Origin of the sequence: Achromobacter marplatensis (assembly GCF_049060505.1) — a bacterium.
Lineage (GTDB): Bacteria > Pseudomonadota > Gammaproteobacteria > Burkholderiales > Burkholderiaceae_B > Achromobacter > Achromobacter marplatensis_A.
Genome location: NZ_JBMGRB010000005.1, coordinates 413,933 through 438,392 on the forward strand (window position 1 = coordinate 413,933; position 24,460 = coordinate 438,392).

A 24,460-nucleotide genomic window follows, 5' to 3' on the forward strand; every position below is an offset into this window, starting at 1 on the left:
GAATGAGAATACTGATGCTGGTCAGTTCCATGCATGCGGGCGGCGCCGAAAGGGTTGCGGCCACGCTGGTCAATGCATGGGCCGAACGCGGCGATTCCGTCACGTTGACGCCCACTTACTCGTCCAAGGGCACCTGCTTTTATCCATTGTCGGACAAGGTCGAATTGGCCTGGCTGGCGGACCTTGCGGGCACACGCGTCTCGGGTCCGATGGCCGCGTTCAAGCGACTGCTGGCGCTGCGCAAACACATCCGCGACGCCAAGCCCGATGTGGTGGTGTCGTTCCTGACCAACGTCAATGTGGCCGCCATTCTTGCGACGCGCGGCCTGGGCGTGCCGCTTATCGTCTGCGAGCGCACCAACCCGGTCGCCGAGACCACGACGGGAACGGTGTGGCGCAGGCTGCGCCGCCTGCTGTATCCGCGCGCCGACATGGTGACGGTGCAGGCGGAAGACACTGCTGGCCCGTTTTCGCGCCAAGTGCCCGGCATCAAGCGTCTGGCGGTCATTCCCAATCCTTTGCCCGCCCCATTGCTGAACGCCCCGCGCGTGATGCAGCGCGACGGCGACGGCCCGCGCGACCTGCTGGCGATGGGCCGCCTCGTGACGGACAAGCAATTCGACCTGCTGATCGATGTGTTCGCGCAATTGGCGCCGTTGAATCCCGACTGGAACCTGCGCATCTGGGGCGAAGGCCCCGAGCGCGCCGCGCTTGAAGCGCAGATTGCGCGACTGGGCCTGCAATCTCGCGTCAGTCTTCCCGGCCGCACGGAGGCGCCCTGGGACGAACTGGCCCGGGGCCAGGCCTTCGTGCTGAGTTCGCTGGTCGAGGGCTTTCCCAATGTGCTTCTTGAGGCCATGTCGCTGGGCCTGCCGTGCGTGGCGTTCGACTGCCCCAGCGGCCCGCGCGAGATGACGCGCGATGGGCAAGACGCCTTGCTGGTGCCGGCGGGCGACCGCGGCGCCTTGCGCGACGCCTTGCAGCGCATGATGGGCGACCTGAATTTACGCCGGCAACTGGGCGAACGCGGCGCAACGGCGGTGCGCCACCGTTATGCGCTGGCCAGCGTGCTGTCCGAATGGGACGAACTATTCGAAGCGGTGCAGGAGGGGCGATGAGCACCCGGGCGATGCGCGTCCTGCACGTCATTACCGGGCTGGGGCAGGGCGGCGCGGAATCCGTGCTGCTGCGCCTGGCGACATACCCCGAATCCGGCGTCGAGCACATCGTCGTGTCGTTGACCGACGAAGGCATCTACGGAGCCCGCCTGCGCGCAGCTGGCGTGGCCGTGCATGCGCTGGGCATGAAGCGCGGCCGCGTGAGCCTTGGCGGCTTTCTTGCCTTGCGCCGTTTGATCGCTAACAGCCGCCCCGATGCCGTTCAGACGTGGATGTACCACGCCGATTTGATTGGCGGCCTGGCTGCCCGCCTGGCCGGCGTGCGTGCCGTCGCCTGGGGCATCCGTAATTCGGGCGCGCACCTGGAACGCAGCAGCCGCTCGGCACGCCTGGTGCTGCGCGCGTGCGCGCTGCTGTCGGGCAGCGTGCCCCGCGCGATTATCTGCGCCGCCCAGAACGCCGCCGAGCGCCACGCCGAAAAGGGCTATCGGCGCGACCGCATGGTGGTGATCTCGAACGGCTATGACTTGTCGCGCTATGCGCCCGACGCCCAGGCCCGCGCTCACGTGCGGGCGCAATGGGGGCTATCCGAAGATGCGCCGGTGATCGGCTGCGTGGCCCGTTGGGACCCCCTCAAGGACCACGCCAATCTGCTGCGCGCAGTGGCGGCGCTGGTGCGCGACGGCCGCGACGGGGGCTTGCGCTGCGTGCTGGTCGGGCGAGGGATGACGGCGGACAACACCGAACTGGCGGCGCTGATCGACAAGCTGGCGCTGCGCGAACGGCTGATCCTGGCTGGCCCCAGCGACGACGTGCCCGCCGTGATGAACGGTCTGGACCTGCATGTGTTGTCCAGCTGCGCGGAAGGCTTTCCCAATGTGGTCGCCGAGGCGATGGCCTGCGGCGTCTACTGCGTGGTGACCGACGTGGGCGACGCCGCCTTTATCGTCGGCGACACCGGCGTCGTGGTGCCGCCCGAACAGGCCGAGGCGCTGGCGCGCGGCATCGAGACCGCGCTGTGCGACGTGGCCGCGCGGGGCAGCGGACGGGCTGGCGAGGCAGGACGCGCTCGCGTGCTTGAAAATTTCGACCTTGCCCGGATGGTGCAACGTTACCTCGCCGTATGGCGCCGTATTTCTGGAGTCCAGGCATGACCGCAGGCCGCCGCCTGATGTTCGTCGTCAATAACCCGGCATTCTTCATGTCGCATCGCGTGCCGGTGGCGCAAGCCGCGCAGCGCGCGGGCTACGACGTGCATGTGGCCACGATGGATGGGCCCGCCGTGGCCGACATCGAGGCGCTGGGCATGACGCACCACGCCATCCCGATGACGCGTAGCGGCAAGCACCCCTTGCAGGAGTTGGGCACGCTGCTGGCCTTGCTCCGCTTGTTCCGGCGCGTGCGTCCGGCCGTGGTGCACCTGGTCACCATCAAGCCCGTGCTCTACGGCGGCATTGCCGCGCGGCTGGCCCGCGTGCCGGGCATGGTGGCCGCGATTTCCGGACTGGGCTTCGTGTTCTTGTCAGATTCGCTGAAGATGCGGCTGGTGCGCTCGGTCGTGGCCAGGCTGTACCGAATCGCGCTGGGCCATCCCAACAGCCGCGTGATCTTCCAGAACGTCAATGACCGGGATTTGCTCAAGTCACTGGGCGCGGTGCGAGACGGGCAGGTGGTCATGATCCGCGGCGCTGGCGTCGACCTGGACGCCTATCGCGCATTGCCCGAGCCGGCTGCGCCGCCGGTCGTGGTCACGATGGTGGCCCGCTTGTTGCGTGACAAGGGCGTGCAGGAGTTCGTGCAGGCCGCAGGCATTCTGCGCCAGCGGGGCGTGCCGGTGACGATGCAATTGGTCGGCGGCGTGGACGCGGGCAACCCGGCATCGGCGACGCAGGATGAGGTCGATGCCTGGCAACGCGACGGCGCGGTTCAGGCGCTGGGTGAGCGCTCGGATGTGCCCGAACTGTATGCGGCCTCCCATATCGCCGTGCTGCCGTCGTATCGCGAGGGCCTGCCCAAGTCGTTGATCGAAGCCGCCGCGTGCGCGCGCGCCGTCGTCACGACCGACGTGCCCGGCTGCCGGGATGCGATCGAACCCGGTGAAACGGGTTTGCTGGTGCCGGTGCGGGACGCGCAGGCCTTGGCCGACGCCATCGCCCGCCTGGCCGAAGACGCCGCGTTGCGGCAAGCGATGGGCAAGGCTGGCCGGGCGCTGGCCGAACGCGAATTCAATATCGAGCAGGTTGCCCGTATTCATGTGGCGCTTTACGACGCGCTAAGCGCCTGACGGCTTGCGGCCGCCGGCCGGCTAGTGGCGGCGCGAGATCGCGTCGATCCAGAAGCGGGTGGATGGGTCTTGCTGGCTGGTCTGCGGCGAGTCCAGCTCGCGCATGATGTTCTTGGCCAGCACCTTGCCGAACTCCACGCCCCACTGGTCGAACGGGTTGATGCCCCAGATCACGCCCTGCACGAACACCTTGTGTTCGTACAGCGCCAGCAGCGCGCCCAGCGTATAGGCTTCCAGCCTGGGCAGCACGATCAGCGACGAGGGCCGTCCGCCCGGGTGGACACGATGTTGCGCCAGCAGGCGCGCGCGGGCCGGATCCGGTTCGGTCGCGGAGGCTTCCGCCAGCGCCTCGTCGAAAGATTTGCCACGCAGCAACGCGGAGCGCTGCGCCAGGCAATTGGCGATCAGCAGTTCATGGTGGCGTGCATAGTCGTGGTTGGGTTGTTCGCACAAGATGAAATCCACCGGCGCGCCCATGGTGTCCTGGTGCAGCCATTGGAAGAACGTGTGCTGACAGTCGGTGCCCGACATGCCCCAGATCGCAGCCCCGGTCGGCACGCCTGCGGGGCTGCCGTCGGCGGTGGCCACTTTGCCCAGAGACTCCATTTCCAGCTGCTGCGCCCACGGCACGATGTGGTACAGCCGCGAGTCGTAGGGCGCGATCACCAGTGAGTCATAGCCGAACACGCTGCGGTTGACCACGCCGGCCAGCGCTAACTGCACCGGGGCGTTTTCCGCGATTGGGGCGGTGCGGAAGTGCTCGTCCATGGCCGCGGCGCCGGCCAGCAGCTGGTCGAACGCGTCGTTGCCCAATGCCAGCGCGATCGGCAGGCCGATCGCCGACCACAGCGAATAGCGGCCGCCAACCCAGTCCCAGATCTGGAAAATGTGGTCGGGCAAAATCCCCAGGTTCAACGCGGCTTCCACATTGGATGTGATTGCCACGACCTGTTTGATGGGATCGGCCACGCCGGCTTCTCGCAGCCAGTTCATCGCCACTTCGGCGTTGGCCAGCGGTTCGGTGGTCGTGAAGGATTTTGACGCGACGATGACCAGCGTGTCGTGCGGGTCCAGCCGGCTCATGGCGTCGGCGACCGAGTGCGAGTCCACGTTGGAAGCAAAGCGTACTTCCCGTTTGGCGCCGCCATGGCGCAGGGCGCGCGTGACCAGGCGCGGTCCCCAGTCGCTGCCGCCGATGCCCAGATGCAGCACGTAGCCATAGCGGTCCGCCGCGTCGGCCTCGCGCACGAATTCGCGCAGGCGTTCGCGTTCAGCCAGCACGACGCCGGCCACCGCGGCGGGCGGTTGCGGCGCACGCAAGGCGGTGTGCCAGGCGGCGCGGCCTTCGGTCCAGTTGGCGTTGCCGCCGTCGAACAGCGTGGCGCGGGCGGCGTCAAAGTCTTGTTGCGCCAGTAACGCCGCCGAGGCTTCCTGCAGGGCGGGGGAATGGGCTTGCGCGCTCAGGTCCAGGCGCAGCCCCGGAGCGTTGATCAACCGCAGTTGCTCGCCGCGTCGCGAGGCGGCTTTGGCCGCCGCGGTGAATTGTTGCCAGGCTGGGCTGTTGGGAAGGGACATGGGCGATTCAGAAAGGCAGTTTGGCTTCCGGCGCAAGCTTGCCCAGTTCGCGGCGGAAGTCGGCTTGGATGCGTTGCAGCGCCTCGGCGGTTTCGGCTTCGAAACGCAGCACGACGACAGGCGTGGTGTTGGACGGCCGCGCCAAACCGAAGCCGTCCGCGTATTCCGCGCGGACGCCGTCGATGGTGATCACGCGGCGGGCGTCGGGGAATTGGCCTCGGTCCTGCAAGGCCTGGACCAGGGCGAAGGGCTGGCCTTCTTCCATTTCCAGCTTCAGTTCGGGCGTGGATACGTCTTGCGGCAAGGCTTCCAGCGGCGCGCACGCATCGGCGAAGCGCGACACGATTTCCAGCAGGCGGGCGCCGGTGTACAGGCCGTCGTCGAAGCCATACCAGCGTTCCTTGAAGAAAATGTGGCCGCTCATTTCGCCCGCCAATGGCGCGCCGGTTTCGGCCAGCTTTGCCTTGACCAGTGAATGGCCGGTCTTCCACATCAGCGGCGCGCCGCCCGCGGCGTCGACCGACAGGCCCACATGGCGGCTGCACTTCACGTCATAGATGATGGTGGCGCCGGGGTTGCGTTCCAGCACGTCGCGCGCAAAAAGCACCAATTGGCGGTCGGGCCAGATGATCTGGCCCGATTTCGTGACCACGCCCAGGCGGTCGCCGTCACCGTCGAAGGCCAGGCCCAGTTCGCAGTCGGTTTCGGCCACGCACTTGATCAGGTCTTGCAGGTTCTTGGGTTCGGCGGGGTCGGGATGGTGGTTGGGGAACGTGCCGTCGACTTCGCAGAACAGCTCGGTGACCTCGCAGCCCAGCGCGCGGAACAACTGGGGCGCGACCGCGCCCGCGACACCGTTGCCGCAGTCGATCGCGATCTTCATGGGGCGCGCCAGCTTGACGCCGGACGCCACGCGCGCGATGTAGGCCGCGACCAGGTCCAGTTGGCGGCGGATGCCGACCTGGGCGGCGGGGGCGGCAGCGCCGCCGTTCATCGCCGCGCTCAGGGCCTGCACGTCGTCGCCATACAATGCGCGTCCGCCCATCATCATCTTGAAACCGTTGTACTTGGGCGGGTTGTGGCTGCCCGTGATGGCCACGCCCGAGCCGCACTGCATGATGTGCGTGGCGAAATAGACCAGGGGGGTGGGCACCATTCCGATGTCGACCGTGTCCACGCCGCCTTCCAGCATGCCCTCTTGCAGCGCCGTCGACAGCATTTCGCTGCTGAGGCGGCCATCGCGGCCCACCACCAGCGTTTGCACGCCTTCAGCGCGTGCGCGGGCGGCCAGCGCCCCGCCCAACGCGCGGGCGAAGGTGGCGTCGATCAGGTCCGGGACGGTGCCGCGGATGTCATAGGCCTTGAAGACCGAGGCAGGAAATTGCGACTTGTTATTACCCACGACGATTCCTTGATAACGGTGTTACAGCGGGGAATCCGACGGGGCGATATGGTGAAAACCCGCGCATCGAAACCCGGCTGGCAAGAGGGTCAAGGTGGAATTATCCCCCATTGGCGGGTAGCGCCTCATCCCGCGGGCGGAGTAGGGCATCTTAAGGGTTGGCGCACGCCCTGGTTTGGTGCATGCGGGGGCGGATCGCATTGATCCGGTGCGGACCTCGAAGCGGCCGAAAGGGCGTTTGCCAGAGGGCGGCGCATGGCATGGAAATTGCTCGTCATCCGAAGGTGATACGCTTGCTATGCAAGCAGAAAGACCGGGAGGGGCCATGGGTGCCAAAGTTTCTACTGTCATGTCGTCAAGGGGAGCCACCAGCAGGCGCGGCCCCCCCACGGACTATGCCGGGCCGGCCGCAGGTCGCGAACGCCGGCTTGATATCCATGTATTTGTATCGGAAAGCGGCGAACTGGCTACCGGCCGCGCCTGGGAGCGCTGCGTCTGGCGCGAGGCCCGGGTGCTGATCGCCGAATGCCCGGCGCCGCACCTGCCGGCTTCCGTCGAGGCCGCGTTGCGGGTCATCGCCGCCGATGTCGCCCGCGACCGTGGATGGCAGGGGATGGGCACGGTGGCCTTTTCGCTGGATGACCGCAGCGGGGTCTTCCGGGTATCGGGCGCCCAGGCGCAACCGAACGCCGCGGGCTCGCCCGTTGCCGGCCATGACCCGGATGCCGCCCATGCGCTGGAAATGCGTATCGACGGCTGCGTCGACCGCCGCCTGCCATGCACGCGCCTGCTGGTATGCGGCGCCACGCGCGGCGAGGCCTTGCGCCGCGCCTATCGCGCGCTGTCGGAAATGCCCGGACCCGCAGGCGTCGACCGGGCTTTCCTCATGAACCGCATCGCGTCCCGGGCCTACTGCTCCGGGCTGACCGGCACGCGGCTGGACCAGGCCGTCGGTTAGACGCCGGGCTTTCGACCCGCCCTGCGGGGAGGGCGATTCCGCCCCTACAATAGTCCGCATATCCCTTGACCTGCGCCTGGGCGACCCCAGGCCTTTCTTGTGCGGCGCCTATGACTTTGCTGAGCGATCTACAGTCCCTGCTTGGGGTCCCCCATGTGTTGACCGGCGCGGACGCCGAACCCTACGTGCAGGATTGGCGCAGGCGCTACCGTGGCACCGCCTTGGCGGTTATTCGCCCGGGTTCGACGCAAGAGGTCGCCAGCGCCGTGAAGCTGTGCCTGCACCATGGCGTGCCAGTGGTGCCGCAAGGCGGTAATACCGGTTTGTGCGGCGGCGCCACGCCGGACGAATCCGGCCGCGCGGTGGTCCTGTCCACGGCCCGCCTGACGGCCGTGCGCAACCTGGATACCGCGAACGACACCATCACGGTAGAGGCGGGCTGCATCCTGCAAGCCGTTCAAGACGCCGCGGCGGCGGCCGACCGCCTGTTCCCGCTCAGCCTTGCCGCCGAGGGCAGTTGCACGATCGGCGGCAACCTGGCCACCAACGCCGGCGGCACGCAGGTGCTGCGCTACGGCAATACGCGCGACCTGACGCTGGGCCTGGAAGTGGTGACCGCGGAAGGCGAAGTCTGGGACGGCCTGCGCGGCTTGCGCAAGGACAATACCGGCTATGACCTGCGCGATCTGTACATCGGCAGCGAAGGCACGCTGGGTATCATCACCGCCGCCACGCTGAAGCTGTTTCCCCGGCCCGTGGCGTCTTGCACGGCGCTATTGACGGTAGACACGATCGACCATGCGGTGGACCTGCTGTCGCGCGCGCGTTCGGGCTTTGGGGCGGCGCTGACGGGTTTTGAACTCATGAGCGGCGCCTGCCTCCAGGCCGTGGTGCGCCTGTTTCCGCAGCAGCGCCTGCCCTTCGAAGGGGATTCGGCCGAATCGCCCTGGTTCGCGCTGCTGGAACTGTCCGACAGCGAAAGCGAGGCGCATGCGCGCGAACGCTTCGAGGCCGTGCTGGGCGACGCCATCGATGCAGGCCTGATCGGCGATGCCGCCATTGCCGCCAATGTGGCGCAGAGCAAGGCGTTGTGGCACTTGCGCGAGAGCATTCCGCTGGCCGAGGCCGAACTGGGCAAATCGGTCAAGCACGACGTTTCCATCCCCATTTCGTCCATCGCCGGGTTCGTGCACAAGACCAATGCGCTGCTGCAAGCGCGTTTTCCGGGCGTGCGGCACGTGATCTTCGGTCATCTGGGCGACGGCAACCTGCACTACAACGTGGCTAACGCGCCCGGCCAGACCGAAAGCGAACTGCTGGTGCTGCAAAGCGAAATCTATGGCGTGGTGCATGACAGCGTGCACGCGCACAGCGGTTCCATCAGCGCCGAGCACGGCGTGGGGCAGCTCAAGCGCGATGAACTGCCGCGCTACAAGAACCCGGTCGAACTTGCGCTGATGCGGCGGATCAAGCGCGCGCTGGACCCGCAGGGGCTGATGAACCCGGGCAAGGTACTGCAAGCCTGAGCCGCCGGAACGCACACCGATCCTGATTTCCAACAAGGAATTTCAACTATGGCTGCCAGCCCCGCGGCAGGTGCGAACAACCGGATCCTGATCGTCGAAGACGACCCCATCATCGCCGGCAATCTTTACACCTTCCTGGAAGCGCGCGGCTTTCTGCCAGACGTGGCCTATACCGGACATGCCGCGCTGGAGCGCGCGAAAGCGCAGCGTTTCGACGCCGTCATCCTGGACATTGGCCTGCCCGGCATGGACGGCAACGCGGTGCTGCATATCCTGCGCAACGATATGCGGATGTCGGCGCCGGTGCTGATGCTGACCGCGCGCGACAGCCTTGAGGACAAGCTGGCCGGGTTTTCGCACGGCGCCGACGATTACCTTACCAAACCCTTTGCCCTGCTGGAAGTCGAGGCCCGTTTGCTGGCCCTGATCCAGCGCGCGAAAGGGGACACGGTGGATTCGGTGCGCCAATTCGGGCCGTTGCAGTACGACACGCGCAGCCGCGGCGTATCGGTTAATGGCACGCCCGTGCACCTGACGCGAAAGGCCGGTTTGATCATGGAGGCGTTGATGCGCGATCCGGGCCGGGTGGTGGCGCGCGAAGAACTGGAATCCGTGCTGTGGGGCAACGAGCCTCCGTCTTCCGATGCGCTGCGCAGCCAGGTCCACCTGCTGCGGCGCGCGTTGGCCGATGCCGGCTTCGACGGCATCGAGACCATGCACGGCACCGGCTGGAGGCTGGTGTTGCCCGGGGGCGCGCCATGACACGCGCGGCCGGCGGCACATTGACCCAGCGGGTGGTGTGGGCGCTGACGGGCACGGTCGCGCTGTTCGTGACGGCACTGGCCTTGCTGGCCTATCTGACCTTCGACCAGATGGAAGACGATCTGGTCAACGACATCCTGAATACGGAAATGGACCGATTGGTCCAGCACGCGCGCGCCAGCGACGAGTTCATGCCGCGCCAGGGTGCGCGCGAGCTGGGCGGTTCCATGCGGGCATGGATGAGCGTCGACGGCCAACGCCCGGCCGGCATTCCCGATGAAGTCCTGGGGCTTGAGAGTGGGCTACATCTGATCGAACCCGGCGCCTATACCTGGCACGTCATGGTGGCCGAGATCGGCCGGGGCAAGGTTTACCTGTTGTACGACGCCACCGACAACGAAGAACGGGTGCATGACTTCGGCTTGATCGTGCTGGGCGTCGGCGCCATCTGCGTGATCGGCGCCTATGCGTTGTCGCGTCGGGTGGCGGCGGTGGCGGTGGGGCCGTTGCTGGATTTGACCGACCGCCTGTCGACCTGGGCGCCGGGATCGCCCGACATGGCGGTGACACGCGACGACGAGGCGGGCCGGCTGATCGAGGCCTTCAACCGCGTGCAAAACCAGGTCGACCGATCCATCGCCCGCGAACGCGAGTTTGCGGGCAACCTGAGCCACGAGGTGCGCACGCCGCTGGCAGCTATTCGTTCAGACAGCGAACTGATGCTGCTGACCCAGGCGCTGACGCCAGACCAGCGCCAACGCCTGACGCGGGTAGTGGATAACGTGGATGATGTGATCGTATGCCTAGAGAGCGCGCGGGCGATGGCGCGTGACCAGTTGCTGCCGCCGGCGCCGGTGGACGTCGCCGAGTGCATGGAAGACGCCTGGCGCGGCTACGAGGCGCAGGCCGGACAGGCCGAATTGCGCTGGGATAACCAGATCGCGCCCGGCCATGTCCTGACGCTGGACCGTTATGCGCTGCTGACCGTGCTGCGCAACTTGGTGCGCAATGCGGTAGAGCACGCCGCTCCGGCCACGCTGACGACCCGTTTCAGCGCGCCGAACACGCTGGAACTGAGCGACGACGGCAAGGGCATCGCCGCCGACGATTTGCCGTTCCTGTTCCGCCGCTACTACAGCGGACGGATGCGGGACTCTCACGCCGGCGACCGCGACGAGACGGCCCGCGGGCTGGGGCTGGCGATCGCCAAGCGCGTCTGCGACATGCAAGGGTGGTCGCTGACCGTTGAATCATCGCGCGAACCGGGGGCGCGGGGAACGCGCTTTTCCCTGCGGTTCGACGCCGGCGTCGCGGACGCATCCGGTGCGGCGGCTGGCGGTGTTGCGCCAGCGAAACAGGGCCGGATTTGACGAAATTTCGACTCTCGGCGAACTAAGCTCTTCGCTTGTCCGATGCGTCCCTGGTCTATCGACCCATGTCGTCCCCTTTGCTGCCTGCGGCGCGCGCGCCGTCGCCTGTCTGGTACCTTTGCAGTCAGCTCATCGGCGTGACGCTGGCACTGGCCTGCCTGGCCTGGTGGGCCAATGCCTCGGGCCTGGATCTGCGCATCGCCCGGGCGCTGTTCGATCCCGTCCTGGACGACTTTCCGCTGCATGTGAACCGTTGGCTGGATCTGCTGGGGCATCGCATGGTGCTGGCGTTGCCGATCGGCGTGGCGCTGGGCGCCGTGGGTGTGGCGGCGGCCAGTTTTCGCATCCCCGCCTGGCGCGCGTGGCGCGGCCCGGCCCTGGCCCTGGCGGCGACGTGCCTCATGGGCCAATTGGTCGTCAATCAGCTTAAGCATCACACGACGCTTCCGCGGCCCTACGACCTGCAGACGTTGGGCGGCTACACACCGTATCCGCTGCATTGGTGGACCTGGGCTCGTGCGCGCGCCGGGGGCGCTTTGCCCAGCGGCCACGCGGGCGCGGGCTATTCGATGCTGACCCTGTACTTCCTGGGCTGGGCCCTCGGTCGCCCGGCCTGGCGCTGGTGGGGCCTGGCCGTGGGCGTGGCCGCGGGCGCCGGCTTTTCGGGGGTGCGCATTTTGCAGGGCGCCCATTTCCTGAGCCAGACGCTTTGGTCCGCCGCGCTGTTGTGGTTCCTGGCTGCGCTGTTCTTCTATCCGGTGATCGCGGGACGGGCCGCGCGCGCCGCCCGTTCCGCGATCCCGCCGGTCAGTTGAGCAGCACGCCGGGCAGCCACAGCGAAAAGGCCGGCACGTAGGTCACCAGCGCCAGCGCCGCCAGCAGGGCGCCGTAGAACGGCCAGATCGTGCGCATCACCGTGCCGACCGATACGCCGCCGATGGCGCAGCCAACAAACTGCGTCGTCCCCACTGGTGGTGTATTCAGCCCCAACGCGCAGTTCAGCAGTATCACGATCCCGAATTGCACCGGCCCCATGCCGTACTGCATGCAGATCGGCAGGAAGATCGGCGTGCAGATCAGGATGGTGGCGGCCATGTCCAGAAAGGTGCCAAGCACGAACAGGATGATGTTGACCATCAGGAAGATGGCCCACGGGCTGGTCGACACCGATGCCATCAGCTCGCCCGTTTTTTCGGCCACGCCGTAGAAGCTGATCAGGTAGCCGAAGGTGGCTGAAATGCCGATCAGCAGCAATACCACGCCAGTCGTCTTGACGGCTTTGCTGGCCGCCCGCACGAACTGATCCCACGTCAGCGACCGATACACGAAGATAGTCAGCGCCAGCGCATACAGCACCGCGACCGCCGCGGATTCCGTCGCGGTGAACACGCCGCTGAGGATTCCCGTGATGATCAGCACCACCACGAACAGGCCCGGCGCCGCCGCGACCAGCGAACGCAGCACGATGCCCCAGCCGGGGAAGGTGCCCGCCGGATAGCCCCGGCTGCGCGCCACGAAATACGCGGCCGCCAGATTGCACAGGGTCAGGATCACCGCCGGCACGACGCCCGCCGCGATCAGCGCCGCGATCGACACCTTGCCGCCCGCCGCCAGCGTGTAAATGATGATGTTGTGGCTGGTGGGCATCAGCGCGCCGACCAGCGCGGCATGCGTCGTGACGTTCACCGCATAGTCCGCGTGGTAGCCCTCGCGCTTCATCATCGGGATCATCACGGACCCCATCGCCGATACATCCGCCACGGGCGACCCCGACACGCCGCCGAACAGCGTGCAGGCCACCACGTTGGACATGCCCAGCCCCCCGCGCACATGCCCGACCAGCGACTTGGCGAACGCCACGATGCGATCGGCGATGCCGCCGTACAGCATGAGCTCGCCGGTGAAGATGAAGAAGGGGATGGCCAGGAACGAGAACGCGTTCATGCCGGACGTCATCTGCTGAAAGGCCACCGCCAGCGGCAGGTCCTCGACCATGATGGCCGTGATGGATGACAGGCCGATGGCGAACGCGACCGGCACGCCGATCACCAAAAACCCCATGAACGTAAACGAAAGCAGTGTCAGCGCCATGCCGGTACCACCTTATGGTTGCGCAGGATGGCGATGATGTGCTCGATGGAGAAGAGCGCGATCAAGGTGCCCGACAAGGTTGCGGGGATGTACTTCCAGGCGTTCGAGATGCCCAGGTTGGGGATCTTGTAGGCCGCGACGGATTCAGCCAGCACGCCGCAATTCCAGGCCATCAGCACGCCGAACAGCAGCACCAGCAGATGGATGAAGATCCGCAGCCGGCGCTGGCCGGCCTTGGGCAGCGCATCCAGCAGCGATTCGAAGCCGATGTGGCCCGCGTCGCGCACGCCAACGGCCGCGCCCAGCATGGTCACGTACAGCACCAGCAGCAGCGCCAGGCTTTCTGCCCAGGTCGGGGTACTGTTAAGCACGTGACGGCCGACGATCTGCAAGGTCACGGCGATGATCAGGCAGACCAGCCCGAACACGCTGGTCCACATGCAGAACCGCGCTAGCGCCGCGCAGCCTCGGGTATAGGCATCCAGCGGGGCAGCCAGGGCTTGCGCCCGGCCCCCCGCGACGACATCGGTTTCATTCGTGGGTGTGGCCAACATGGTGCCCTCACTGGACGGCCTGGATCTTCGCGACCAGGTCTTTCATTTCGGGCGTGGTGACGAAACGCTCGTACACAGGCTTCATCGCGTTCTGGAACGAGGTCTTGTCCACCTCCACGATTTGCGAACCGGCGCGCTCGACCACGGACCGCGACTTCTGTTCGCGCTCGTCCCACAACTTGCGCATGTAGGGCACGGATTCGCGCGCCGCTTCGCGCAGGATCTTCTGGTCGTCGGGCGGCAGCTTGTCCCATTGGCGCTTGGAGAAAATCAGAATCTCCGGCGTCATCGTGTGTTCGGTCATCGCGTAGAACTTCGCGACTTCGTAGTGGTGCGCGCTTTCGTAGCTGGGGAAATTGTTTTCGGCGGCGTCCACCAGCCCGGTTTTCAGCGACGTGTAGACCTCGCCCATGGGCATCGGCGTGGCGTTGCCGCCCATCGCCTCGACCATGGCAACCGATAGGTCGGATTGCTGGACGCGGATCTTCAGGCCTTTCGCGTCGGCCAGCGTCTTGATCGGTTTGTTGCGCGTGTACATCGAGCGCGCGCCGCTGTCGTACCAGGCCAGGCCGACAAAGCCCGCGCCTTCGCACGAGCGCAGGATCTGGTCGCCGATATCGCTGTCCAGCACTTTGTGCAGATGCTGCTTGGAGCGGAACAGGAAGGGCAGCGACGGCACCCGGGTCGTCTGGCAGATGTTGTGCATGGCGGCGCTGGATACGCGGGCCATGGCCAGGGCGCCCAGCTTGACCTGTTCGATCGAGTCGTCTTCGTTACCCAGCGCGCCGCCCGCGTACACCTTGACGGTGATGCGCCCATTGGTGCGTTGCTTGATCAGTTCGCCGAAGTGGCGCACGGCCAGCACGGTGGGATAGTCGTCGGGATGGATGTCAGCCGAGCGCAGTTCGGCGGCATGAGTGGCGGGAATCAGCGTCAGCAAGGCAGCCGCCGCCAAAATGGCGCGGGTCAGGGTGGGGCGCAGCATGTCTACCTCCGGTTGGAGTACGGCGTTTCGTCAGTGGCCAGGACGGCCTCGAAGCTCTTTGATATGGACGGGCCTACTTACTTCGCTTGGGGCCGCGCGACGGCCGCCCCGGTCGGGTGCTAACCGGCGCTTGCGGTTTCCTCCAGGCCTTGCGCGCCGGGGCGCAGGGCAAACACGGCGCCTTCAAGGCTGCCGGGCGCCGCGGATGGCGGGCGGATGGACGTGATGAACAGGGTGTCCATGCCGGCGCCGCCGAACGCGCACATCGCGACGCGGGCGGCCGGGACGTCCAGGGTCCGGTCCAGTCGCCCGTCGGGCGTATAGCGATAGACGCGGCCGGCCTCGTTGCCGCAGATCCAGTAACCGCCGTCGGTGTCCACCGCCGCGCCGTCGGGGCGGCCGGCGGGCAAGGCGGCGATGAACGGGCGGCGGTTATGCGGCGTGCCGGTGTCGATGTCGTAGTCGAACGCCCAGACCATGGCGCGCGAAGGGTGGGAGTCCGAGAGATACATCGTCCTGCCGTCGGGGCTGAAGGCCATGCCGTTGGGCACGATCAGATCGTCCAGCAGCACGGACAGGCCTTGGGCGTCATAGCGGTACACCCGGCCGGCAGGTTGCGCCAGCCCCATGTCCATGACCATCGTGCCCGCCAGGAAGCGGCCTTGCCGGTCGCAACGGCCATCGTTGAAGCGCATGCCGGGCGCCGCGTGCGTGACGGAAACCAGCGGCCGCGGTTCGCAGGGTTGCCCGGCCCGCAACGGGTCGCAGGCATAGAGGCCGTCCTCCATCGCCAACAGCCAGCCCGCCCCTCGCATGGCGATGCAGCCTGCCATCTGCGGCAGTGCCCAGCGCGCGATGTCGTCGCTTGCCGGCGACCAGCGCCACAGGGTCTTGCCCGGAATGTCGGTCCAGGTGAAGGCCTGATCGGCGGCGCGCCAGACCGGGCTTTCTCCTACGCCGCACAGCATGTTCCCGATACGTTCGACGGTTGCGGGCATGGTGGCGGTTACTCGGCCGATGAGGGCGTGGGGAAGGGAAAGGGGCCGGCCTTGACGAAAGCGCCGCCCTGATAGCGGGCGGCGGGATCGTCGGCGGGTAACGGGGGCTGCGCTTCGACCTGAGCGCGGAAGCGTTCGGACGAGTCCTTGGGGACAAAGCCCAATATCCTGGCGGCGTCGTCGTTCCACCAGCGGTCGCGGTTGGCCGACGCGCCGTACACGATCAGGTGGCCGACATCCGGCGTGAACAGCGAGCGCGTGACCAGGTCGGTCAGATCGTCGTAGCTAAGCCACGTGACCATCATGCGGCGGTCCTTGGGCTCGGGAAACGAAGAGCCGATGCGCAAGCACACGGTTTCGATGCCGTAGCGGTCGAAGTAGAAGCGCGACAGGTGTTCGCCGTAGGCCTTGCTCAAGCCGTAATAGCCGTCCGGGCGCAGCGGCACGTCCGCGTCCAGCTGTTCGCCCTGTTCATAAAACCCGATGACATGGTTCGAACTGGCGAACACCACGCGCCGCACACCGTGGATGCGGGCCGCTTCGTACAAGTTGTAGATGCCCTGGATGTTGGCCGGCAGGATCTCGTCGAATGGCCGCTCTACCGAGACGCCACCCAGGTGGACGATGGCGTCGACGTCTTGCACCAGCCGGGACACCGCCGCGGCGTCGGCCAGATCGCAGGCAATCGCTTCTTCCCCCGGGCCGGCGGGTGCGGGCAGGGCAAGGTCGGAAACACGCAGCGCCTCCGCATGGGCCTTCAACCGGGGACGTAGCACTTGGCCCAGGTTGCCGGCGGCGCCGGTCAATAACAATCGACGGCAGCGGAACGAGGCAAGCGGGGTGTTGACGGTTCGGCTCATGGCGCAATGCTCGGTGAGAGGCGCGTGGGAGTAGACTTATCTGGTACGTTATCGTACAACCTGAGCAAAGTATAATGAGCGCCAAATTTCAGCGTCAAGCTTTGCGCAACCGCCTTCGGATAATCCCTGATGAACGCTCCTGTCGATACCCCCGTCTTGCCGCAGCGTCGTCCCCGGAACCTGGCCCAAGGCCTGGTCGAGAACATTTCCGAACGTATCCGAGGCGGCGATATCCGTCCCGGCGACAAGCTGCCCACTGAATCCGAGATCATGCGTCAGTTCGGCGTCAGCCGCACCGTCGTGCGCGAGGCGCTGTCGCGGCTGCAAGCGTCGGGGCTGGTCGAAACGCATCACGGCGTCGGCACCTATGCGCTGGAACCCAGCGGTGGCGGCGATTTCCGTGTCGACCCCGCCGACATCGCTACCGTGCGCGACGTGCTGGTCCTGCTGGAACTGCGCATCTGCCTGGAAAGCGAGGCCGCCGGGCTGGCCGCCATCCGGCGCAGCGACGTGCAGCTGCAAGAGATGCGCCGCGCGCTGGACGTGTTCCGCAGTGCGCTGGAAAGCGGCGGCGATACGATCACCCCTGATTTCCACTTCCATCTGCTGGTGGCGCAATCCACCGACAACCGTTACTTCGCGGATCTGATGTCGCATCTGGGTTCGGCCATCATCCCGCGCACCCGCATCAATTCCGCCAAGTTCGCGCACGAAGACCGTGCGGCGTATCTGGCGCGCGTGAACCTGGAACACGAAGACATCTACAACGCGATCATGCGGCAAGACGCCGAAAGCGCCCGCGCGGCCATGCGCACGCATTTAAGCAATAGCCGCGAACGGCTGCGCCGCGCACAATAGCTGGCGGCGCGCGCACGGCGGCTATTGCGCCTTCCTGCGCGCACGCCACAGACATTTGAAATACGATGTCGTACAACGTTTAACGCAGTATCTCTCTCCGCCCACACGCCCGAAACCGCGTTAACCTTGGCCCGGTTTCATTTTCGGACAACGAGGCGGCATGGCTTTGCTCGGCACATCAGGCACGACCCATTCATTTGAAAAGGCGGATTCGCGCCGCCCTGGGGGGGCCGCCGCATGCGCCGCCTGACACTCCGGTTCATTGTCGCCGTCCTGGTGATGCTGACGCTGTCGCGTCTGGGCCTGTCATTCTGGATGTGGGACCGCGTTCAGGCCGCGGGCGGGCTGTGGCCCGTGCTTTTCGGCGGACTGCGCATCGACGTTTGCCTGCTGTCGATGGTGATCGCGCTGCCCGCCGCGTTGTCGCCCTGGTTCGGCCACCGGCCGCTGGCGGCGCGTATCACTGCATGGTGGTTCCGCGTCTGGTGGATGCTGTATGTGCTGCTGGAAGTTTCCACGCCGCAATTCATCGCCGAATACGACACGCGGCCGAACCGCCTGTATTTCATCTATCTGTTGAATCCGAAAGAAGTGGGTTCGATGCTCTGGCAGGGCTACAAGGGCGTGCTGCTTGCCGCCTTCGTGGCGCTGGTGCTGGCCGCCTGGCTGGCGGTCAAGCTGTTCCCCACGCAATCGCGTGATTCCTTCATGGCATGGTGGAAGCGGCCGATTGCGTTCTTCGTGATCCTGGCGCTGGTCGTGCTGGGCGCGCGCGGCACGCTGGAACATCGCCCGATCAATCCGGCCAAGGTGGCTTTCAGTTCGGATGCCATGGTCAACGCGCTGGCGCTGAATTCGCTGTACAGCGTGTTCGACGCTGCCTACCGGATGCGCGACGAGCGTTCGTCCGCGGCGATGTATCCCAAGATGCCCGTGGACCAGATGAACGCCATCGTTCGCGAGAAGGCCGGCTTGACGGGTGCGCCGCTGGATCCGCGCTATCCCAGCCTGCATGAGCAGAAAGCCACGGTGCGCCGCGACAAGCCGCTGAACGTCGTGATCATCCTGCAGGAAAGCCTGGGCGCGCAATACGTGGGCAGCCTGGGCGGCCGCGACCTGACCCCCAACATCGATCGCCTGTCCCGGGAAGGCTGGATGTTCCACCGCGCCTACGCCACCGGCACGCGATCGGTGCGCGGCATCGAAGCGGTGACGGCGGGCTTCCTGCCCAGCGTGGCCGACGCCGTGGTCAAGCTGCCTCGCTCGCAGACCGGCTTTTTCACGCTGGCCCAGGTGCTGGGCAAGCACGGCTATCACTCGCGCTTCGTCTACGGCGGCGAATCGCACTTCGACAACATGCGCGCGTTCTTCCTGGGCAACGGCTTCGACGAAGTCGTGGACCGCCCCAAGTTCGTGAACCCCGTGTTCGAAGGGTCATGGGGTGCATCGGACGAAGACATGTTCAATCAGGTAGACCGCCTGCTGCGCGCCGACGGCGACAAGCCGGTCTTCACGCTGGCGTTCTCGGTCACGAACCATTCGCCGTGGGAGTACCCGGAAGGCCGCATCCAGCCCGTCGGCGACCCGGCCACGGTGGACAACACGGTCCGCTACGCGGACTGGGCGCTGGGCCAGTTTTTTGAAAAGGCCAAGAAGGCCCCGTACTGGGACAACACGGTCTTCCTGGTCATCGCAGACCACGATTCACGCGTGTACGGGTCGATTCCCGTGCCGGTTCGCCACTTCCAGATCCCTGCGTTGTTTCTAGGCGCAGGCATCGCGCCGCGTCAGGACGAACGGCTGGTCAGCCAGATCGATATGGCGCCGACGTTGTTGTCGCTGATCGGCCTGGACAACGTGAACCCGATGCTGGGCGCGGATCTGACGCAACGCGATCCGAACCGGGCAATCATGCAGTACGCGGATAACTTCGGGTATCTGCAAGGCGACAAGTTGCTGGTGCTGGAGCCGGCCAAGGCGCCGCGCGAATTCCGGTACCAGGCGGCCCCGGTCGGCCGCGACGAAGTCTATGCCCCGGTGGAGCCCGCAGATCCCGGATTGACGGAAGAAGCGCTGGCCCATGCCTTGTGGGCATCGTGGGTGTACCGTGAAGAGAAATACCGGCTGCCATGATGACGTTTCTTTGGTGGAATTCGCGAATGCGGGGGTTGATCTTGCGCAAGCGGATTTCCGCCCGCGGCCAGCAAACTGGCGACCATGACTGTTCCAGACCTTCCCACCGGCGCAAGCCGGGCCGTCTCCGAGGCTCAAATGAGCAAGCATGAATCTGATCGGCCCGTGCCGCGCCAGCGCGCATTTCCCGTGCCGCGCGGCCGCCTTGGGTGGCTGACCGGGGTATTCAGCGTGATCCTGTTGGCCGTTAGCACGGTGTTTTGGTGCTTGTTGCTGCTTCCGATTGCGCTGCTGAAGCTTGTGCTGCCCTTCGCAGCGGTCAGACGGCGCGTCGATCCCGTCCTCAACAGTATTGCGACGGCGTGGGTTTCCGGTAACGCCGGCTGGTTCGCGCGGATCCAGGCGGTGCCATGGGATGTGCAGGGCCATACGGGCTTGCGTTACGCGGACTGGTATCTGGTCAATTGCAATCACCAGTCCTGGGTAGACATCTTTGTGCTGCAACGCGCCCTGAACCGGAGGATTCCACTGCTGAAATTCTTCCTCAAGCAGCAGTTGATTTACGTGCCGGTGATCGGTCTGGCGTGGTGGGCGCTGGACTTTCCATTCATGAAGCGTCACGGCAAAGCGGCGTTGCGCCGTAATCCGGCTTTGGGCCGTCAGGACCAGGAAGCCGCGCGCCGCGCCTGCGAGAAATTCTCGCTGGTGCCGACAAGCGTGATGGTGTTTGCCGAAGGCACGCGCTTTACCCAGGCCAAGCGTGCTGCGCAGGGTTCGCCGTACCGCCATCTTCTCAAGCCCAGAGCGGGCGGGCTGGCGGTCGCGCTGAACGCGATGGGGGCGCGCTTTCGATCAATGGTCGATGTCACCATCGCCTATCCGGAAGGCGCGCCCAGCTTCTGGGAAATGGCTTGCGGCCGCATGGGCCCGGTGCTGGTGCGCATGCGGCAGTTGCCGGTGCCGCCAGCTTTTTGCGTTGCGGACTACACCCGGGACAAGGCCTTCCGCGCCACGTTCCACCATTGGCTGGGAGAGCAGTGGCAGGCCAAGGACGACGAGATCGAGGCGTTGACCGCGCGCCGCGCGGACTAATCGCCAGCATGCCGCGCGCGCCCCAGGTTGCGGGGCGCGCATCATTCTCAAGCCATCAAACGCGGGCTGGCAGCACGGTGCCCGAGCTTTCTCCAAAGCCGATCCGCGGGTACCCTTCCTTCACGCACGCGGCGCGCATGATCACCTGATCTCCATCCTGCAGGAACGTCCGCTTCTCGCCCCACGGCAGGTCAATCGCCGTCTTGCCGCCATTGCTCAATTCCAGCAACGAACCGGCTTCCGACGCCTGGGGGCCCGACAACGTGCCCGTGCCCAGCATGTCGCCCGGTTGCAGATTACAGCCGTTGACGGTGTGGTGCGCGATCAACTGGGCCACGTTCCAGTAGGCATCGCGGAAATTGCTGCGCGACAGCGTCACGGCGGGTTGCTTGGATTCACGCGATTGCTGCGTGGTCATCAGCACTTCCAGCTGCACGTCATACGCACCCTTCGCGCGATTCGCGTCAGAGGCCAGGTAAGGCATGGGCTGCGGTTCCGACGGGCCGCGGTTCCACTGCGTGCGGAAAGGTTCCAGCGCTTCCATCGTGATGATCCACGGCGAAATCGTCGATGCGAAATTCTTCGACAGGAAAGGGCCCAGCGGCTGGTATTCCCAAGCCTGGATATCGCGCGCCGACCAGTCGTTCAGAATGCACAGGCCGAACACGTGGGCGTCAGCCTCGGCCAAGCCGATGCGCTCGCCTTGCGGGTTGCCGGTGCCTACGAAAATGCCCAGCTCCAATTCATAGTCCAAGCGCGCGCAAGGGCCGAATTGCGGCGTTTCGCCTTCGTTGGCCGGGCGCGTCTGGCCGATGGGCCGCGGGAATTTCTGGTCCACGCCGATGCTGGACGCGCGGCCGTGATAGCCGATCGGCACCCACTTGTAGTTCGGCAGCAGAGGATTGTCGGGACGGAATTGCTTGCCCACCGCGGTCGCGTGATGCACCGAGATATAGAAGTCCGTGTAGTCCCCGATGCGGGCGGGCGTGGTGTATTCGGCGTCGGCCTGCGCCACCAGCAACGGCTCGACGGTAGCGCGCAAGGCGGCGCCTTCGCGCAGCGCGCGCGACAGCGCAAGGCGTAGGGCGCCCCAGTGCGGCTGGCCCAGCGCCATCAGCGCGTTCAGGCTGTCGCCGGCGCACGCGGCCAGCGCTTCAGCGGCCCGGCCTTCAAACGGCTGCTTGCCGGCCAATGCGGCCAAGTCCAGGATCTGGTCGCCGATCGCCACGCCGGGGCGGAACGACTCTTGCGAGCCCTTGCGGCGGAATGCGCCATACGGCAGGTTCTGCACGGGGAAATCCGACGTGCCGGTGTTGGCGCTGGCGATCCAGCTCTTCAAGGACGGATCGTGGGTTTCGTTGATCGTGGTGCTCATGGCTGCGTGTCTCTTTAATGGGGGAATGGGTGGCCAGCAGGTCTGACGGGTCAGCGGCGCCGGAAAACTCAAAAGCCAAACGGCGATGTGCTTGCGCGCATCGCCGTGGGCGTGGATCAGCGGGAAGCTGCCGTCACGCCTTCTTGGGATCGAAGTGCTTCACGATGCCCTGCCAGCACCGGTAATAGTCGCCCTGCAATTCTACCGACGCCAGGGCCTGCGCGGTCGGGCGGATGACGCGGCGCGTTTCGAACATGAACGCCATCGTGTCGCGGATGTAATGCGCGGTGTGGGTGTCGGCGCGCGAGGCCTTTTCGAAGGTCTCGGCGTCGGGGCCGTGGCCGCTCATGCAATTGTGCAGGCTGGCGCCGCCCGGGGCGAAGCCATCGGCCTTGGCGTCGTACACGCCCTGGATCAAGCCCATGAATTCGCTGGCGATGTTGCGGTGGAACCAGGGCGGGCGGAACGTGTCTTCCATCGCCAGGATGCGCGGCGGGAAAATCGCGAAATCCATGTTGGCCGTGCCCGGGGTGTCGGACGGCGCCGTCAGCACGGTGAAGATGGATGGGTCGGGATGGTCGAAGCTGATCGAGCCGATGGTGTTGAAGTGGCGCAGGTCGTATTTGTACGGCGCATGCGTGCCATGCCAGGCCACGACGTCCAGCGGTGAATGGTCGATGGACGCGCGCCAGAATCCGCCCGTGAACTTGGCGATCAATTCAAAGTCGCCTTCCACGTCTTCATACCAGGCCACTGGTGTCTGGAAGTCGCGGGCATTGGCCAGGCAGTTCGAGCCGATCGGACCCAGTTCGGGCAGGCGCAGGGCCGCGCCGAAGTTCTCCAGCATGTAGCCGCGCGCGGTGTCATCCAGCAGTTCGACGCGAAAACGCACGCCGCGCGGAATCACCGCGATTTCCAACGGCTCCAGGTCGATCAGGCCCAGCTCGGTGGCCAGGCGCAGCCGGCCTTGCTGCGGCACCAGCAGCAGTTCGCCATCGGCGTTGTAGAAATAGCGGCCCTGCATCGACCGGTTGGCCGCATACATGTGGATGGCCACGCCGCCCTGTTCATCGGGCCCGCCGTTGCCGCCCCAGGTCTTCACGCCTTCCAGGAAGTCGGTCGGGGCCTCCGGCATCGGCATCGGGCTCCAGCGCAGCTGGTTCGGGGTGACCGGGCCATGGCCGAAGGTGCTTTCCCAGCCCGCCGTGCCAGCGAAAGGCTCGAACGGCTTGTGCTGCGCGCCCGGGCGGATGCGGTAGAGCCACGAGCGGCGGTTTTCGCTGCGCGGGGCGGTGAAGGCGGTGCCGGACAACTGCTCGGCGTACAGGCCATAAGGGCATTGCTGCGGCGAATTGCGGCCCACCGGCAGCGCGCCGGGCAAAGCCTCGGTCGCGCAGTCGTTGCCGAAGCCGGTCTGATATTGCAGTTCCATTGAATCCTCCTGGGTGGCGGCGCGGTGCTTGGCCGCGCGGTCGGTATTCGGGGGCGGTCTGGAATAACCCAGGGCCGATGCGATATTGTCGGGAAAAATGCCCATCACGGCTACGGGAATGCAAAAATAGAGACTATAAATTTTGTGAATAGTAGGGGGCCGCATGGCCGAATTGCGCGACGTTGACTTGAACTTGTTGATCCTGTTCCAGCACCTGCTGGAAGACCGCAATCTGTCGGCCGTGGCTCGGCGGATGGACCTGACGCAGCCCGCGGTCAGCAATGCCCTGCGCCGCTTGCGCGAAGCCTTTGGCGATGAGCTGTTCGTGCGTACCGCGCAAGGCATGCTGCCCACGCCGCGCGCGCAGCGGCTGGCCGGCCCCGTCAGCGAAGCGCTGACGATGCTGGGCCAGGCATTGAAGGATCAAGACGTGTTCGACGCGGCCACCAGCAACCGCCGCTTCCGGGTCGCCATGACGGACGTGGGCGAAATCCACTTTATGCCCCGGTTGATGGAGGTCTGCGTGCAAGTGGCCCCGCATGTGCGCATTGATTCGGTGCGTGTGCAGGGGCCGGATCTGCCGCGCGAAATGGAGTCGGGCAGGGTGGACCTGGCCATCGGCGCGTTTGACGAAATGGGGGCGGGCACGCTCCAGCGCATGTTGTTTCGGCAGGGCTACGCGACTTTGTTCCGTCAGGCGCATCCCACGGCGCATGCGGGCATGGGCATCAAGGCGTTTCGCGCCGAGCGGCATTTGATCGTGTCGCGCGCCGCGCCTTACGGGCAAGTCAATCAGTCGATGGAGCGCGCGGGCGTGGCGCTGGCCGAGCATTTCAGCGTGCCGCACTTTTCGGCCGTGCCCTACATCGTCAGCGCGACGGATCTGCTGGCGACCGTGCCGGAAAAGCTGGCCGCCAGCGCCGCGCCGCCGTTCGGCTTGCGATTCATCACCCCGCCGGTGAAAGTGCCCGCGCTGCAAACCAATATGTACTGGCAGCGCAGGGTGGACCGCGACGGCGGCAACCAATGGTTGCGCGCCCTGATCGTGAACACCTTCGCGGTGGGCGTGTGATGTGGCCGTCCCCTT

21 protein-coding genes are annotated in these 24,460 nt (G+C 66.1%); 12 read left to right on the top strand and 9 right to left on the bottom strand.

The genetic code is table 11. The annotated features are described in order from the left end of the window. The first annotated feature begins 2 nt into the window (after positions 1 to 2). Genes ACI0FO_RS15570 through ACI0FO_RS15580 form a run of 3 tightly spaced genes read left to right on the top strand, consistent with a single transcriptional unit; the run spans position 3 to position 3,402 of the window. Complete coding sequence (locus ACI0FO_RS15570; RefSeq protein WP_416027967.1) at positions 3 to 1,118, top strand: glycosyltransferase family 4 protein; 1,116 nt, start codon at positions 3 to 5, stop codon at positions 1,116 to 1,118. Next, positions 1,115 to 2,272 carry a glycosyltransferase family 4 protein gene (locus ACI0FO_RS15575; protein WP_416027969.1) on the top strand — a complete coding sequence of 386 codons (1,158 nt, stop codon included), beginning with the start codon at positions 1,115 to 1,117 and terminating at the stop codon, positions 2,270 to 2,272. Before ACI0FO_RS15570 ends, ACI0FO_RS15575 begins: the two co-directional genes overlap by 4 nt. Further along, a complete protein-coding gene (locus ACI0FO_RS15580) occupies positions 2,269 to 3,402 on the top strand; it encodes a glycosyltransferase family 4 protein (protein ID WP_416027971.1) in 1,134 nt (377 codons plus the stop codon). The genes ACI0FO_RS15575 and ACI0FO_RS15580 overlap by 4 nt, the downstream gene beginning before the upstream one ends. Positions 3,403 to 3,423: 21 nt before the next feature. On the opposite strand, the gene pgi is transcribed toward ACI0FO_RS15580, so the two are convergent. Then, positions 3,424 to 4,977: a glucose-6-phosphate isomerase gene (gene pgi, locus ACI0FO_RS15585; RefSeq protein ID WP_416027973.1), complete on the bottom strand. Its 1,554-nt coding sequence runs from the start codon at positions 4,975 to 4,977 to the stop codon at positions 3,424 to 3,426. A 7-nt stretch (positions 4,978 to 4,984) separates the two neighbouring features. Then, positions 4,985 to 6,379 carry a phosphomannomutase/phosphoglucomutase gene (locus ACI0FO_RS15590; RefSeq protein ID WP_416027975.1) on the bottom strand — a complete coding sequence of 465 codons (1,395 nt, stop codon included), beginning with the start codon at positions 6,377 to 6,379 and terminating at the stop codon, positions 4,985 to 4,987. 325 nt (positions 6,380 to 6,704) lie between these two features. On the opposite strand from ACI0FO_RS15590, the gene ACI0FO_RS15595 reads away from it, so the two are divergent. The 5 genes from ACI0FO_RS15595 (at position 6,705) to ACI0FO_RS15615 (ending at position 11,810) form a co-directional block, all read left to right on the top strand. Continuing rightward, positions 6,705 to 7,337, top strand: coding sequence for a BPTD_3102 family carboxylase-like protein (locus tag ACI0FO_RS15595; protein ID WP_416027977.1), 633 nt, complete (start codon positions 6,705 to 6,707; stop codon positions 7,335 to 7,337). 110 nt (positions 7,338 to 7,447) lie between these two features. Further along, positions 7,448 to 8,863 (top strand): FAD-binding oxidoreductase, encoded by a 1,416-nt coding sequence (locus ACI0FO_RS15600; protein WP_416027979.1) that lies wholly within the window; start codon positions 7,448 to 7,450, stop codon positions 8,861 to 8,863. 48 nt (positions 8,864 to 8,911) lie between these two features. After that, a complete protein-coding gene (locus ACI0FO_RS15605; protein WP_416027981.1) occupies positions 8,912 to 9,625 on the top strand; it encodes a response regulator transcription factor in 714 nt (237 codons plus the stop codon). After that, a complete protein-coding gene (locus ACI0FO_RS15610; protein WP_416027983.1) occupies positions 9,622 to 10,995 on the top strand; it encodes a sensor histidine kinase in 1,374 nt (457 codons plus the stop codon). Before ACI0FO_RS15605 ends, ACI0FO_RS15610 begins: the two co-directional genes overlap by 4 nt. Before the next feature lie 65 nt (positions 10,996 to 11,060). After that, on the top strand, positions 11,061 to 11,810 hold the full coding sequence (locus ACI0FO_RS15615; protein ID WP_416027984.1) for a phosphatase PAP2 family protein: 750 nt from the start codon (positions 11,061 to 11,063) through the stop codon (positions 11,808 to 11,810). Here ACI0FO_RS15615 and ACI0FO_RS15620 read toward each other — a convergent pair. The 5 genes from ACI0FO_RS15620 to ACI0FO_RS15640 all read right to left on the bottom strand — a co-directional run bounded on the left by ACI0FO_RS15620 (position 11,803) and on the right by ACI0FO_RS15640 (position 16,483). Beyond that, complete coding sequence (locus tag ACI0FO_RS15620) at positions 11,803 to 13,086, bottom strand: TRAP transporter large permease (RefSeq protein ID WP_105556940.1); 1,284 nt, start codon at positions 13,084 to 13,086, stop codon at positions 11,803 to 11,805. The two genes, ACI0FO_RS15615 and ACI0FO_RS15620, sit on opposite strands and share 8 nt — an antisense overlap. Beyond that, complete coding sequence (locus ACI0FO_RS15625; RefSeq protein ID WP_105556939.1) at positions 13,077 to 13,640, bottom strand: TRAP transporter small permease; 564 nt, start codon at positions 13,638 to 13,640, stop codon at positions 13,077 to 13,079. The genes ACI0FO_RS15620 and ACI0FO_RS15625 overlap by 10 nt, the downstream gene beginning before the upstream one ends. Before the next feature lie 7 nt (positions 13,641 to 13,647). After that, positions 13,648 to 14,625 carry a TRAP transporter substrate-binding protein gene (locus ACI0FO_RS15630; RefSeq protein ID WP_313464643.1) on the bottom strand — a complete coding sequence of 326 codons (978 nt, stop codon included), beginning with the start codon at positions 14,623 to 14,625 and terminating at the stop codon, positions 13,648 to 13,650. A gap of 119 nt (positions 14,626 to 14,744) precedes the next feature. Beyond that, positions 14,745 to 15,623, bottom strand: a complete 879-nt coding sequence (locus ACI0FO_RS15635; protein ID WP_416027987.1) for an SMP-30/gluconolactonase/LRE family protein — start codon at positions 15,621 to 15,623, stop codon at positions 14,745 to 14,747. Positions 15,624 to 15,631: 8 nt separating this feature from the next. Continuing rightward, positions 15,632 to 16,483: an NAD-dependent epimerase/dehydratase family protein gene (locus ACI0FO_RS15640; RefSeq protein ID WP_416027989.1), complete on the bottom strand. Its 852-nt coding sequence runs from the start codon at positions 16,481 to 16,483 to the stop codon at positions 15,632 to 15,634. A gap of 129 nt (positions 16,484 to 16,612) precedes the next feature. Here ACI0FO_RS15640 and ACI0FO_RS15645 point away from each other — a divergent pair, with 129 nt between their 5' ends. From ACI0FO_RS15645 to ACI0FO_RS15655, 3 genes are all read left to right on the top strand, one after another. Beyond that, a complete protein-coding gene (locus tag ACI0FO_RS15645; protein WP_416027991.1) occupies positions 16,613 to 17,341 on the top strand; it encodes a FadR/GntR family transcriptional regulator in 729 nt (242 codons plus the stop codon). A gap of 237 nt (positions 17,342 to 17,578) precedes the next feature. Next, positions 17,579 to 19,474: an LTA synthase family protein gene (locus tag ACI0FO_RS15650; protein WP_416027993.1), complete on the top strand. Its 1,896-nt coding sequence runs from the start codon at positions 17,579 to 17,581 to the stop codon at positions 19,472 to 19,474. 189 nt (positions 19,475 to 19,663) lie between these two features. Then, the gene (locus ACI0FO_RS15655; protein ID WP_416028111.1) at positions 19,664 to 20,566 is read left to right on the top strand and encodes an acyltransferase; all 903 of its coding nucleotides are present in this window, start codon (positions 19,664 to 19,666) and stop codon (positions 20,564 to 20,566) included. Positions 20,567 to 20,621: 55 nt separating this feature from the next. On the opposite strand, the gene fahA is transcribed toward ACI0FO_RS15655, so the two are convergent. Beyond that, entirely contained in the window at positions 20,622 to 21,941 is a 1,320-nt protein-coding gene (fahA, locus tag ACI0FO_RS15660) for a fumarylacetoacetase (RefSeq protein WP_416027995.1), read from the bottom strand. Positions 21,942 to 22,074: 133 nt separating this feature from the next. Further along, positions 22,075 to 23,373, bottom strand: coding sequence for a homogentisate 1,2-dioxygenase (gene hmgA, locus ACI0FO_RS15665; RefSeq protein WP_416027997.1), 1,299 nt, complete (start codon positions 23,371 to 23,373; stop codon positions 22,075 to 22,077). Positions 23,374 to 23,536: 163 nt separating this feature from the next. Here hmgA and ACI0FO_RS15670 point away from each other — a divergent pair, with 163 nt between their 5' ends. Continuing rightward, a complete protein-coding gene (locus tag ACI0FO_RS15670; protein WP_416027999.1) occupies positions 23,537 to 24,445 on the top strand; it encodes a LysR family transcriptional regulator in 909 nt (302 codons plus the stop codon). Positions 24,446 to 24,460: the final 15 nt, after the last annotated feature.